The organism is Streptomyces sp. NPDC001381 (assembly GCF_042895685.1).
Classification (GTDB): domain Bacteria; phylum Actinomycetota; class Actinomycetes; order Streptomycetales; family Streptomycetaceae; genus Streptomyces.
In genome coordinates, this window is sequence record NZ_JBIAWO010000012.1 from 185,940 (window position 1) to 198,307 (window position 12,368).

Annotated in this window: 12 protein-coding genes; 8 read left to right on the forward strand and 4 right to left on the reverse strand. The window is 72.5% G+C overall.

What is annotated here, in order from left to right; genetic code table 11:
* Positions 1-22 precede the first annotated feature (22 nt).
* From ACFY2L_RS34750 to ACFY2L_RS34760, 3 genes are all read right to left on the reverse strand, one after another.
* Positions 23-616 (reverse strand): histidine phosphatase family protein, encoded by a 594-nt coding sequence (locus ACFY2L_RS34750; protein WP_390824323.1) that lies wholly within the window; start codon positions 614-616, stop codon positions 23-25.
* A gap of 506 nt (positions 617-1,122) precedes the next feature.
* Positions 1,123-3,312 carry a catalase/peroxidase HPI gene (gene katG / locus ACFY2L_RS34755; protein WP_390824324.1) on the reverse strand — a complete coding sequence of 730 codons (2,190 nt, stop codon included), beginning with the start codon at positions 3,310-3,312 and terminating at the stop codon, positions 1,123-1,125.
* 23 nt (positions 3,313-3,335) lie between these two features.
* The gene (locus tag ACFY2L_RS34760; RefSeq protein WP_390661815.1) at positions 3,336-3,779 is read right to left on the reverse strand and encodes a Fur family transcriptional regulator; all 444 of its coding nucleotides are present in this window, start codon (positions 3,777-3,779) and stop codon (positions 3,336-3,338) included.
* A gap of 213 nt (positions 3,780-3,992) precedes the next feature.
* Between ACFY2L_RS34760 and ACFY2L_RS34765 the strand changes: the two genes are divergently transcribed.
* Positions 3,993-4,652, forward strand: a complete 660-nt coding sequence (locus ACFY2L_RS34765) for a TetR/AcrR family transcriptional regulator (RefSeq protein ID WP_390824325.1) — start codon at positions 3,993-3,995, stop codon at positions 4,650-4,652.
* A 158-nt stretch (positions 4,653-4,810) separates the two neighbouring features.
* Positions 4,811-6,427: an MFS transporter gene (locus ACFY2L_RS34770; protein ID WP_390824326.1), complete on the forward strand. Its 1,617-nt coding sequence runs from the start codon at positions 4,811-4,813 to the stop codon at positions 6,425-6,427.
* 562 nt (positions 6,428-6,989) lie between these two features.
* Here ACFY2L_RS34770 and ACFY2L_RS34775 read toward each other — a convergent pair.
* Positions 6,990-7,520 carry a MarR family winged helix-turn-helix transcriptional regulator gene (locus ACFY2L_RS34775; RefSeq protein WP_390661812.1) on the reverse strand — a complete coding sequence of 177 codons (531 nt, stop codon included), beginning with the start codon at positions 7,518-7,520 and terminating at the stop codon, positions 6,990-6,992.
* Between the two features lie 106 nt (positions 7,521-7,626).
* On the opposite strand from ACFY2L_RS34775, the gene ACFY2L_RS34780 reads away from it, so the two are divergent.
* The 6 genes from ACFY2L_RS34780 (at position 7,627) to ACFY2L_RS34805 (ending at position 12,271) form a co-directional block, all read left to right on the forward strand.
* A complete protein-coding gene (locus tag ACFY2L_RS34780; protein WP_390661811.1) occupies positions 7,627-8,145 on the forward strand; it encodes a YceI family protein in 519 nt (172 codons plus the stop codon).
* Positions 8,146-8,600: 455 nt separating this feature from the next.
* Positions 8,601-8,990 carry a cell division protein SepF gene (locus ACFY2L_RS34785; RefSeq protein ID WP_390661810.1) on the forward strand — a complete coding sequence of 130 codons (390 nt, stop codon included), beginning with the start codon at positions 8,601-8,603 and terminating at the stop codon, positions 8,988-8,990.
* A 108-nt stretch (positions 8,991-9,098) separates the two neighbouring features.
* The gene (locus ACFY2L_RS34790; RefSeq protein WP_390824327.1) at positions 9,099-10,274 is read left to right on the forward strand and encodes an ATP-binding protein; all 1,176 of its coding nucleotides are present in this window, start codon (positions 9,099-9,101) and stop codon (positions 10,272-10,274) included.
* Entirely contained in the window at positions 10,271-10,606 is a 336-nt protein-coding gene (locus ACFY2L_RS34795; protein WP_390661808.1) for a nucleotide pyrophosphohydrolase, read from the forward strand. The genes ACFY2L_RS34790 and ACFY2L_RS34795 overlap by 4 nt, the downstream gene beginning before the upstream one ends.
* A 210-nt stretch (positions 10,607-10,816) precedes the next feature.
* Positions 10,817-11,299 carry a DUF6099 family protein gene (locus ACFY2L_RS34800; protein ID WP_390661963.1) on the forward strand — a complete coding sequence of 161 codons (483 nt, stop codon included), beginning with the start codon at positions 10,817-10,819 and terminating at the stop codon, positions 11,297-11,299.
* A gap of 48 nt (positions 11,300-11,347) precedes the next feature.
* On the forward strand, positions 11,348-12,271 hold the full coding sequence (locus tag ACFY2L_RS34805; protein WP_390661807.1) for an LLM class F420-dependent oxidoreductase: 924 nt from the start codon (positions 11,348-11,350) through the stop codon (positions 12,269-12,271).
* The last annotated feature ends 97 nt before the right edge of the window (positions 12,272-12,368 follow it).

Consider the following 12,368-nt stretch of genomic DNA (forward strand, 5'->3'; position numbering starts at 1 on the left):
CTCTCGTGTGCGGTCGGGCACCTCAGGATCCGGCGGGCTCGGGGTCGGGCGAGTCCAGCGGGTGGCCCAGCCGCAGATTCCAGCGGCCGTCGCGTCCGCTGACCGAAGTCACCGTCAGAGGCGCCACGTCGACCCGCCAGAAGGCGGCCGGCGGCGCCCCCAGCACCTGCGCCGCCACGGCCCGTACGACCTCCGGCTCGACCACCGCGAGCGTACGGCCGTCCGTTTCCAGGGCCGCGTCCAGCCAGCGTCCCACCCGCGCGCACAGGTCCTCCACGGACTCCCCGCCGTGCGGCGCGGAGGACGGATCGGTGAGCCACCGGCCCAGCCCCTCCGGCTCGTCCGCGCCGACCTCCGCGAGGGTCAGGCCCCGCCAGCGCCCCACGTCCAGCCCCGCCAGCTCCTGAGCCTCCGCGGCGTCGAGGCCGAGGGCGGCCGCGGTCTCCCGGCAGCGCACACTGGGCGAGACCACGACCCGTACGGCGGCGGGCAGGGATCCGGCCGCGGCACGGGCCCGCGCCCTGCCGCCCGCGTCGATCGAGCCCCCGTCGTCGAAGCGGACCTGACGCGCCGACGCGTTCATGGCGGGCGAGACGAAACTGACACGGCTGGTCACGTGGGGGCTCCTCCTGGTGCGGTCCGGTGTCGTCGAAGCGTTCCGCGCGCCGGGCTCCCGGTGCTGACGCCGGGTGCCGCAGCAGCCTAGGTACGGGCGCGGGGAGTTGGCGAACCGGTGCGTGACGGCCCCGTCCGGCGGGACGTCCCACGGTTGCCGGGAACGACCGGGCGGCCTGCCTCGGGGCCACGGCGGACGACGAACCCACGCGCGGCACGGGTGCGAAGCCAGGCGAAGGCCGAACGGCTCTTCGCGGAGATCGGGGAGCGCGGCCTCCCCGGGTCGCGGATGCGGTCGCTGACCGCCCGTTCACCTCCGGACCCGGTGATCGGCGCGGACGACATCGGGTTCGCCGACCTCGGGCCGGTGTCCGAGGGAGTACTTGGCCGACTTCGGCTGGGCCGGCCGCGTCTGGACGCGGCCCGTCCCCGGTGCGGCGGACGCGCCGAAGGGCGCCCGGGACACCCCGGACGCCCTCCGTCGTCCCGCGATCGACCCCGTGGGGATCAGACCAGGTCGAACCGGTCCAGGTTCGAGACCTTGACCCAGGCCGCGACGAAGTCGTTCACGAACTTCTCCTTCGCGTCGTCGCCGGCGTAGACCTCCGCCAGGGCGCGCAGCTCGGAGTTGGAGCCGAAGACGAGGTCGGCACGGGTGCCGGTCCACTTCAGCTCGCCCGAGGCGGTGTCGCGGCCCTCGAAGGTGTGCTGGTCCGCCGAGGTCGACTTCCAGGTCGTGCCCAGGTCGAGCAGGTTGACGAAGAAGTCGTTGGTCAGCGTGCCCGGCCTGTCGGTGAGGACGCCGTGCGAGGACTGGCCGGTGTTGGCGCCCAGGACGCGCAGACCGCCGACGAGGACCGTCATCTCGGGGGCGCTCAGGGTGAGCAGGTTGGCCTTGTCGAGCAGCAGGTACTCGGCCGGCAGGCGGGTGCCCTTGCCGACGTAGTTGCGGAAGCCGTCCCAGGCCGGCTCCAGCGCGGCGAACGACTCGGCGTCCGTGTGCTCCTCGGTCGCGTCCACGCGGCCCGGCGTGAACGGGACCTCCACGTCGAAGCCCGCGTCCTTGGCGGCCTTCTCGACCGCGGCGGCACCGCCGAGGACGATCAGGTCGGCCAGGGAGACCTTCTTGGCGCCGGAGTTGAACTCCGACTGGATGCCCTCGAGGACGCTCAGGACGTGCCGCAGCTGGTCGGGGTCGTTGACCTCCCAGCCGCGCTGCGGCTCCAGGCGGATACGGGCGCCGTTGGCGCCGCCGCGCTTGTCGCTGCCGCGGAAGGTCGAGGCCGAGGCCCACGCGGTGGAGACGAGCTGCGAGACGGTCAGACCCGACCCGAGCAGCTTGGCCTTCAGGGCCGCGACGTCGGCGGCGTCGATGGTCTCGCCCTCGGCCTCCGGCAGCGGGTCCTGCCAGAGCAGGGTCTCCTCGGGGACCTCCGGGCCGAGGTACAGCGACTTCGGGCCCATGTCACGGTGGGTCAGCTTGTACCAGGCGCGGGCGAAGGCGTCCGCGAACTGGTCGGGGTTCTCGTAGAAGCGGCGCGAGATCTGCTCGTAGACCGGGTCGAAGCGCAGCGACAGGTCGGTGGTGAGCATCGTCGGGAGGTGCTTCTTCGACGGGTCGTGCGCGTCGGGGACGATCGCCTCGGCGTTCTTGGCCACCCACTGCTTGGCGCCGGCCGGGGACTCGGTCAGCTCGTACTCGTACTCGAAGAGGTTCTTGAAGAAGCCGTTGCTCCACCGGGTGGGCGTCGCGGTCCAGGTGACCTCGAGGCCGGACGTGATGGTGTCGCCGCCCTTGCCCGTGCCGTAGGTGCTCTTCCAGCCCAGGCCCTGGTCCTCGATCGAGGCGGCCTCGGGGTCGGCGCCGACGTGGTCCGCGGGGCCCGCGCCGTGGGTCTTGCCGAAGGTGTGACCACCGGCGATCAGCGCGACGGTCTCCTCGTCGTTCATCGCCATGCGGCGGAACGTCTCACGGATGTCGCGGGCCGCGGCCAGCGGGTCCGGGTTGCCGTTGGGGCCCTCCGGGTTGACGTAGATGAGGCCCATCTGGACCGCGCCGAGCGGGTTCTCCAGCTCGCGGTCGCCGCTGTAGCGCTGGTCGTCGAGCCAGGTGGTCTCGGGACCCCAGTACACGTCCTCCTCGGCCTCCCAGACGTCCTCGCGGCCGCCGCCGAAGCCGAAGGTCTCGAAGCCCATCTGCTCCAGCGCGACGTTGCCGGTGAGGATCATGAGGTCGGCCCAGGAGATGGACTGGCCGTACTTCTTCTTGACCGGCCACAGCAGACGGCGGGCCTTGTCCAGGTTGGCGTTGTCCGGCCAGCTGTTCAGCGGGGCGAAGCGCTGCTGGCCCGCGCCGGCGCCGCCGCGGCCGTCGCTGATGCGGTAGGTGCCCGCGCTGTGCCAGGCCATGCGGATCATCAGCGGGCCGTAGTTGCCGAAGTCGGCCGGCCACCAGTCCTGCGAGGTGGTGAGGACCTCGGCGATGTCCTGTTTCACGGCCTCCAGATCGAGGGCCTTGAACGCCGCCGCGTAGTCGAAGTCCTCACCGAGGGGGTTCGCCACCGCCGGGTTCTTGGCGAGGATCTTCAGGTTGAGCCGCTCCGGCCACCACTGGCGGTTGCCGCCGCCCTGGGTCGGGTGCGCGGCCCGGTCGTGCGCTACCGGGCACTTCGCTTCGGCGGGGGTGTTCTCAGACATGGGAATCCTTCCGGACTGGGGGGTCACGGTGCTGCGGTACCGGCGGTGGAACAGGCGGGGCACAGGCCCCAGTAGATGACCTCGGCCTCGTCGATCGCGAAGCCGCGGTCGTCGGCCGCGGTGAGACAGGGGGCGTGGCCGACCGCGCAGTCGACGTCGGCGACGACACCGCACGACCGGCACACGAGATGGTGGTGGTTGTCCCCGACGCGCCCCTCGAACCGCGCCGGGCTGCCGGGCGGCTCGATGCGGCGCACGAGTCCGGCCGCGGTCAGCGCGTGCAGCGCCTCGTACACGGCCTGTACGGAGATGTGGCCGACGCGGTCGCGCACTCCGGACGCGATCGTCTCGACGTCGAGGTGATCGCCGTCGCGGACGGTCTCGAGCAGTGCGACGCGGGCGGCCGTCACCCGCAGGCCGGCACCGCGCAGCTCTTCGGCGACGGTTCGGGGCTGGGGTGCAGTCATGGGGAACAACCTACTTCGCTAAACACGAATAATTCAAGAAAACGAGCGCGCCAAGTTTGGCGTGTCACATCGTACCCGTTTCGTCCCTTTATGGTCGATACGGGAAGGGGGTGGATGCGGCCCGTGGGGCGGCTGGGCCGTCAGGGGTGTGACCGGAAACGGCGTGCCAGAATGGGCGGGCCGACGTTCGTACCGATCCACCGAGGTTCCCCCGTGACCAAGCCCGTGGCCCGCGAGCCGCAGCGCCGAAACTCGCGGTCCAACCGGGCGCGCATCCTCGCCACGGCCCGCCGGGAGCTCGGCCTGAACCCGGACATCACCCTGGAGGAGCTGGCGCGCGCCTCCGGTGTCGTGCGGCGCACCCTCTTCGGGCACTTCCCCGGGCGCGCGGCACTGCTGGAGGCGCTCGCGGAGGAGGCCTCCGAGACGCTGCGCGGGGTGCTGGAGACCGCCAGGCGGCCCGAGGAGCCGGCCGAGCGGGCGCTCGCGCACTTCGTGCGCTGCATCTGGCCCGTCGGCGACCGCTACCGGCTGCTTCTGTCGCTGGCCCGGCGCGACCTGGGCGTGGAGCGCGTCGCGGAGATCCTGGCGCCGGCCCGTGACGAGGTCACGTCCATCCTGGAGCGGGGCCGGGATGCCGGCGTCTTCCATGCGCAGTTGCCGCCCGCCGTGCTGAGCGCGGGCCTGGAGGCCATGCACTTCGCCCTGCTGGAGCAGGTCAACACCGGCGCCCTGGAGGACGACGGGACCCGGGCGGCCGTCGTCACGCTCATCGCGGCCGGGGTGCCGGTCGACCGTGCGCGGGCCGTGGTCGCGGAGGTCGCGCCGGAGGCGGCGGTCGTGACGGTGATGGGGTCCCGCGGCGAGGACTGAGGGGCGTACGGCAGGTCCGGCGCGAAGGAACGTGACGAAGGGGGCCCTCCCGGAGGGCCCCCTTCGGCGTTCTCCGGCCCACGCTATTTGCACACTGCTGAGCAATCACCTACTCTGCACACCAGTGGGCAATTATCTCGTCGCCGCTAGGAGTCCCCATGCCTTTCCTTGCCACCACACCCGTGGAGAAGATGACGGGGCCGTATCAGCGGCGCTGGTGGGCCCTTCTCGTGCTGTGCCTGAGTCTGCTGATCGTGGTCATGGCGAACACCTCGCTGATCGTGGCCGCGCCGGACATGACGACCGACCTGGGCCTGTCCAGCAGTGACCTACAGTGGGTCATCGACGGCTACACCGTCCCGTACGCCGCGCTGATGCTGGTGCTGGGCTCGATCGGCGACAAGTACAGCCGCCGGGGCGCGCTCATCGTCGGTCTGCTGGTCTTCGCGGGCGGCTCGGTCATGGGCAGCCTCGTGGACGAGACGGCCCTCGTCATCACGGCCCGGGCGATCATGGGAGTCGGCGCCGCGGTGGTCATGCCGGCGACGCTGTCGCTGCTCGTCGCGATGTTCCCCAGGCGGGAGCGGGCCCAGGCCATCACGGCCTGGACCGCCACCTCCGGTCTGGCCATCGCCGTCGGCCCGCTGGTGGCCGGCTGGCTGCTGGAGGACCACGCCTGGGACTCGACCTTCCTGATCAACGTCCCCATCGCGGTCGCCGCCGTCGTCGGCGCGCTCGCTCTGGTCCCGCCGTCCAGGGCGGAGGCCATGGGCCGCATCGACTACGTCGGCGGTCTGCTGTCGATCGTCTCCGTCGGCTCCCTCGTCTACGCCACGATCGAGGGCCCGCACTTCGGCTGGGGCACCGGCCCGATCACCGCGGCCGTGGCCGCAGGCGTGGGTCTGTCGGCCTTCGTGGCCTGGGAGCTGCGCCACCCGCACCCCATGCTGGATGTGCGCAAGTTCGCCCGGCGGCCGTTCAGCGGGTCGATGCTCGCGGTCCTGTTCTTCTTCTTCGGCACCTTCGGCTCCATCTACTACGCGACGCAGTACCTGCAGTTCGTGCTCGGCTACGACGCGCTGGAGACCGGCGTACGGCTGCTGCCGCTGGCCGGAGCCGTGTTCGCCGGCGCCGCGGTCACCGGCCGGCTGACCCCGAAGCTGGGCATGAAGCCCCTGGTGGTGGCCGGCATGGCGATCGGCAGCGCGGGTGTGTTCCTGCTGACCCGGATCGAGTCGGGCTCCGGCTACACCGACTTCCTGCCGTCGCTGCTGATGCTCGGCTTCGCGATCGGCCTGAGCGTCTCCCCGGCCACCGACACCATCATGGGTTCCTTCCCCGAGTCGGAGCTGGGCGTCGGCGGCGGCGCGAACGACACCGCGCTGGAACTGGGCGGCTCCCTCGGTATCGCCGTCCTCGGCTCGCTGCTGGGCACCGCCTACCGTGACAAGCTGTCCGACCTGGTCGGCGGTCACCTTCCGGCCGCCGCGCTGGACACGGCCAAGGACTCGGTGGGCGGCGGTATCGCGGTCGCCGAGCAGATAGCGACGAACCCGGCCGGCGGACCCCAGCAGGCCCAGGCCCTCATCGACGCCGTGCACGAGGCCTTCGCCCACAGCGTCGCCCAGACCAGCCTCATCGGCGGGATCATCATGGCCGCGGGCACGATGATCGTCCTCGCCGTACTGCCCGGCCGCCGGGCCGCCTCCGGCACGGCACGGACCCAGCAGCCGGCGGACACGGAGCGTACGAAGGAGCCGGTGGACGCCCGCTGAGGAACAGCCCCCGAGGGACTCATGCGGAGGCCGGGCATCTCGCGCCCGGCCTCCGCCGCGTCGGCTGGCGCCCGCCGCCCGCTCCCGCAAGGCCCTGCGGACAGACTCCGGGGACCACGTCCGCCAAGGCCCGGCGGGCCCCGGCCGACGGCCGCTCCCGCAAGGCTTTTCGGGCCCCGGCCGACGGCCGGTTCCGCCGAGATCCCCCGCGCCCGTCCCTCCCGCAGCCGTTTGGGCGCCGCCCGCGCCGCGACGCCGCCCGCCGCGAGCCCCGTTCCGGTCGGCGCGAGGCGCTGGTTGAGCTCGTCCGGCACGATGCCGGGCTGGACGACACAGGTACGGGCGTCGGCCTCCGCGCGGCGCAGTACGTCGACCAGTCGATCGCCACGGCCGGCGGGGTTGGCGCACCGTCCGGCCAGACCGGTCCCGCCGCCCCGCGACGGTCGGCCGGAAGGCCGAGGCGTCGGTGGAGCACGCGGCCCGGCTCCCGGCGTCGTACCCGCACCTCCCGTCGACGCGCGTGGCAGGCGCCGGGTGCCAGGGGGCGTACGGCCAAGCAGGCTCAGTCGGGCGTGCCGACGGCCTCGGAGGCCGGCCCCGGATCGGCTTCTCCCGCCAGATTCAGCAGTCCTCGCACCGCGGCGCACTGGTCCGGCCCCACGACGTGGGTCAGCGCCCCGGCGACCGTCTCGGCGAGGGAGCCGGACGCCTCCCGCAGCAGGGTGCGGGCCTTGTCGGTGAGGGCGATCTCGACGCCTCGCCGGTCGCCGCAGACCGCCTTGCGGGTGACCAGGCCGGCGTGCTGGAGGCAGGCGATCTGGTAGGTGAGCCGGGTCTTCGGGCGGCCCAGCAGCTCCGCGACCCGCGTCATCCGCAGGCCCTCCCCGGGGTGTTCCGCCAGCAGGCACAGGACCAGGAACTCGTCGTGCGAGACATCGAGCCGCTCCTTGACCACCGACCGCAGCCGCTGCTCCACCGCTCCCGTGGCGGCCAGCAGCAGCATCCAGGCGCGCAGCTCGGGCGGGAGCAGTCCCGTGCCCTTCGCGGACGGGCATTCGGGCAGGTCGGAGGCTTGCTCATCGAGGTCGGCCATGGTCCGAGTGTACCTGTTGTCCATTTTTGAACGACAGTGTTGTCCAATTTTGGATAACCCGCTAGCGTGAGTCATCCAAATTTGAACCACTCGTAAGGGGAAGACCATGACCGTCGCCGTGGAAACCGGACTGTGGCAGCTCGACGCGAGCGCCTCCGCCGTCGCCCTGAGGCACAGGACGATGTGGGGCCTGGTGACCGTCAAGGGCACCTTCGCCGCCGTGAGCGGCGCCGGCGAGGTGGCCGCCGACGGCACCGCCACCGGCACGCTCACCCTGGACGTGGCCTCCCTCGACACGAAGAACGCCAAGCGCGACGAGCACCTGCGCGGCGCCGACTTCTTCGACACCGCGCACCACCCCGAGATCACCTACGCCGTGCGGTCCGCCGAACTCCGCTCCGGCGACACGGTCGAGGTGTCCGGGCAGCTCACCGTGCGGGGCATCAGCAGGCCCCACACCTGCACCGCGAAGCTGACCGGCGCGAGCGCCGACGCCCTCACGCTGGACACCGAATTCACCGTCGACCGGGGCGAGTTCGGCCTGGGCTGGAACCAGCTGGGCATGATCCGGGGCCTGACCGCGGTCACCGCCACGCTCCGCTTCACACGCACCACGGCCGCCTGACGCGGCGCCCCGGCCCCGGCGCACCGGAGACGCACGCCGCGCGGCCCCTGGACCCGGACCCGGACCCGGATCTGGACCCCGAACCCGGACCCCGGACCCGGCCCCGGACCCCGGACCCGGACCCGGACCCCGGACCCGGGGCCGCGGCCGCTGTGTCGGAAAGGACACCTTCATACGCTGTGCCGACCCCGGTGAATCGCGGCAGCACGCCCCCCCCCGCCGCTCGCGAACCCACTCGTCGCGACGCCGGCTGCCAAGTGCATGGCACAGGAACGGAGTTGCGTCCGGTGAGCGCGTTGTTCCCGGCCGTGAACGTTCCGGTGGGCGGGAGGCGAGAAGCCTCCGTGGGGTCTCTGTGGCGGTCGCGGTCCGTGTCGCTGTTGGGCCGAACGGGTGACTTGGCGTAAGAATTGGCCGGTGCAGGCATTGAGTGCGAGTCAGTTCGGGGGGAGCCGGTGAACCGGTACGACGTCACCGATGAGCAGTGGGAAGGGCTCGCCCAGGTCGTTCCGCTGAGAGGCCGGGACGCGTGGCCGTCGGCGGTGAACCACCGCGCGCTCCCCGACGCCGAGACGGAGACGCGCCGCCGCTTCGTCGTCCTGCGGGTCAATGTCTTCGCGGACGCCCGGGAGGTCGCCGAGACCCTCATGGCCGGCATCCCGGTCCTGCTCGACCTCACCGGCGCGGAGACCGAGGTCGCCAAGCGCGTCCTCGACTTCTCCACCGGCGTAGTCTTCGGCCTCGCCAGCGGCATGCACCGCGTCGACCGCAACGTCTTCCTCCTCACCCCACCGGGCACCGAGGTGAGCGGGATCATGGAGGGAGCCGGGGTGCCGGGGGTCTGACAGGGGCCGGTCGGGGGCCTGCGGCGTCAGCGTCGGTGGTCGCCCGATCGTAGGAAGCTCCCGGGGGCGGAACGGTTCGCCGGGAACCCGCGGTCCTACGGTCCGGACATGACCGCGCCACGCGCCTCGTCCTTCGCACCGGCCCCCGCACCGGGGCCCGCTCCCCGGCACCCCGTCCGCCCCTGTCTCACCGAGCTGCGGCTCTCCGCGTTCGCCGGGCACCGGCGGGCCCGGTTCCCGCTGGGGGTGGTCACCGTGCTGGCCGGGCCGAGCGGGAGCGGGAAGAGCACCGCCGTGCGGGCCTACGAGGCGCTGGCGCGGCTCGGCGGCGGAGCCCGGCTCGCCGACGTCTTCCCCGACCCCCTCGCCTGTGTGCCCGAGCGGGCGCGGCCCGACGCCCAGCGGCGCCGCGGGTTCCGTATCGGCTGCACCGCCGACGGCCCCGAGGGCCCGGTCCGCCTCGACGTCGCCGTCCAGGCCGAACCCGAGCTGCGCGTCGTGGGGGAGCGGCTGAGCGCCGACGGGCTCGTGCTCCTGGAGACCGCCCTGCGTGATCCGGGCCGGCGCACGGTGCAGGCCGCCTGGCACACCGCCGGATCCGCGCCCGTCACCCGCGCCCCGCTGCCCGACGACCGGCTCGGCACGGCCCTGCTGCCGCTGCGCGTGGCCGGCAGGACCGACGGGCAGCGGCAGGTGCTCGCCGCCGCCGAGCAGATGGTCGTCGCGCTGCGGTCCGTCTTCGTGTGCGACCCGCAGCCGGAGTGGATGGCAGCCCCGGTGCCCACCGGCTCCGGGCGGCTGCTCGGCGGCTGCGACAACCTCGCCGACGTGGTCCTGCGCACCCGCGAGGAGTGCGCCCACCGGCACGCGCACCTGGTCACGGCCCTGGAGGCCGGGTGCGCCGGGCGGGTCGCCGACCTGCGGGCCGAGCTCCTGTCCGACGGCACGGTCCGCGCGCTGCTCGACCGCGGCGACGGCACCGCCACGGAACTCGCCCGGCTCGGCTACGGCGAACTGCGCTACCTCGCCCTCGCCCTGGTCCTGCTCACCGGCCCCGGCGTCCTCGACCTGGACACGGCCGGCGAGGTGCCCTCCGCGATGCAGACCCTCACCCTGCTCACCGACAACCTCGACCGGGGCCTGGACGTCCGGCAGCGCACCGGACTGCTGCGGCTGGCCGTGCGCATGGCCGACCGCGGGCACATCCGCTGTGTCGGCGCCGTGAGCGACCCGTCGTACGCCGTCCGGACCGAGGGAGTGACGGTGGTACACCTGGGGCCGTGACCGAACATCCCGAACCCCTCGACGTGGCGACCCTGCAGCGCAGGCTGGCCGAGTTCGCCGCCGCGCGGAACTGGCAGCCCTTCCACACCCCCAAGAACCTCGTCGCCGCGCTCAGTGTGGAGGCCTCCGAACTGGTCGAGATCTTCCAGTGGCTGACCCCGGAGGAGTCGGCGCGCGTCATGGACGACCCGGAGACCGCCCACCGGGTGACGGACGAGGTCGCCGACGTCCTCGCGTATCTGCTGCAACTGTGCGAGGTGCTCGGCATCGACCCGCTCGCCGCCCTCGACGCGAAGATCGACCGCAACGAGCGGAGGTTCCCCGCACCCTGAGCGGCTGTGGACAACTCTGGATTTCCGCGGTCCGCTTTCACTCTCCGGAGTCATCGAACGGTCCGAAACCGATTTGTTGTCCACAGATTTCCGTCTTCCTCTGGCTTTTCGTCCCACTGGACCTCACTCTGGGTAGTGGAACACTCCCTGTGCGCGAGGGGAGTTCAGGTGGACGCGCGAGGAGCGCGTCTGGACAGACGGGGGCTGCGCATGGACGCGATGCGGCTCATCCTGACGAGCAGGCGTGCGCTCGCGGGCGGCGGCGGCAGGACGGAGATCCTCACGGAGGTGTGGCAGGCACAGGCCCTGGCCCAGGCGATAGGAAGCCGCCTGGCTGTCTCGGGCCCGCCCGAACTGCGGGGCGAGGCCCTGGGGCTGACGGAGCTGGCGGGCCGGGGCTGCGGAGTGCTGGACGCCCCCGACCTCGACCCCGGTGACCTGCGGGCCGCCCAGCTCACCGCCCTGGAGGACGCCCGCGGGGCCCTGCTCGACCTGGGCGGTCTGCTCGGCGAGGTCGGCATCGCCCTGGTCGCCCTCGCCAGCGCGGCGGACGACCAGGGCACGTACTGGCAGTGCATGGAGGCCATCGACGCGGCCGACGAGTCCAGGGACCGCGTCCTGGAGATGCTGCGCAAGCTGGCGGCGAGAGAGGAGAGAGAGGAGAGGGAAGGGGCCGCCTTACCGGAGAGATGAACCCGGGCGGGTCATCGGCGCGGGCCCTCGCCAGGCAGGATGGAGGACATGGATCTTCGTATCTTCACCGAACCCCAGCAGGGTGCCACCTACGACACCCTCCTCACCGTGGCGAAGGCCACCGAAGACCTGGGCTTCGACGCCTTCTTCCGCTCCGACCACTATCTGAAGATGGGCGACGTCGACGGCCTTCCGGGCCCCACGGACGCCTGGATCACCCTCGCCGGCCTCGCCCGTGAGACCAAGCGCATACGCCTCGGCACGCTCATGACCGCCGCCACCTTCCGGCTGCCCGGCGTCCTCGCCATCCAGGTCGCGCAGGTGGACCAGATGTCCGGCGGCCGTGTGGAACTCGGCCTGGGCGCGGGCTGGTTCGAGGAGGAGCACACGGCGTACGGCATTCCCTTCCCCAAGGCGAAGTTCGGCCGCCTGGAGGAGCAGTTGGAGATCGTCACCGGCCTGTGGGCCACCCGGCCGGGCAAGACCTTCGACTTCCACGGCGAGTACTACGACCTCAGGGAATCGCCCGCGCTGCCCAAGCCGGCCCAGCCGAAGATCCCGGTGCTGATCGGCGGCCACGGTACGAGCCGCACGCCCCGGCTCGCGGCCCGGTTCGCGGATGAGTTCAACATGCCCTTCTCCTCGCCCGAGGACAGTGAGCGTCAGTTCGGACGGGTGCGGGCCGCGGCCGAGGAGATCGGCCGGGACGCCGACGCGATCACCTTCTCCAACGCCCTCGTCGTCTGCGTCGGCAAGGACGACCGGGAGGTCGCCCGCCGCGCCGCCGCCATCGGCCGCGAGGTCGAGGAACTCAAGACCAACGGCCTGGCCGGCACCCCGGCCGAGGTCGTCGAGAAGATCGGCCGCTACGCCGGGACCGGCTCCCGCCGGATCTACCTCCAGGTCCTCGACCTGCACGACCTGGACCACCTGGAGCTGATCTCCGCCCAGGTGCAGTCACAGCTGCCGTAGGGCCGGACGCCCGCCGGATCCGGTCCGGCGGGCCGTCTCCCGCAGGTCGGCACATGACACGGCCGCCCCCGACGACCCGCCGCGCCCGGTCACCGCG

Excerpts from the sequence above, each read along its gene's own strand:
- ACFY2L_RS34790 (WP_390824327.1), top strand. The coding sequence starts at position 9,099 with ATGACCGCGCCACGCGCCTCGTCCTTCGCACCGGCCCCCGCACCGGGG.
- ACFY2L_RS34775 (WP_390661812.1), bottom strand. The coding sequence starts at position 7,520 with ATGGCCGACCTCGATGAGCAAGCCTCCGACCTGCCCGAATGCCCGTCC.
- katG (WP_390824324.1), bottom strand. The coding sequence starts at position 3,312 with ATGTCTGAGAACACCCCCGCCGAAGCGAAGTGCCCGGTAGCGCACGAC.
- ACFY2L_RS34800 (WP_390661963.1), top strand. The coding sequence starts at position 10,817 with ATGGACGCGATGCGGCTCATCCTGACGAGCAGGCGTGCGCTCGCGGGC.
- ACFY2L_RS34770 (WP_390824326.1), top strand. The coding sequence starts at position 4,811 with ATGCCTTTCCTTGCCACCACACCCGTGGAGAAGATGACGGGGCCGTAT.
- ACFY2L_RS34760 (WP_390661815.1), bottom strand. The coding sequence starts at position 3,779 with ATGACTGCACCCCAGCCCCGAACCGTCGCCGAAGAGCTGCGCGGTGCC.
- ACFY2L_RS34780 (WP_390661811.1), top strand. The coding sequence starts at position 7,627 with ATGACCGTCGCCGTGGAAACCGGACTGTGGCAGCTCGACGCGAGCGCC.
- ACFY2L_RS34805 (WP_390661807.1), top strand. The coding sequence starts at position 11,348 with ATGGATCTTCGTATCTTCACCGAACCCCAGCAGGGTGCCACCTACGAC.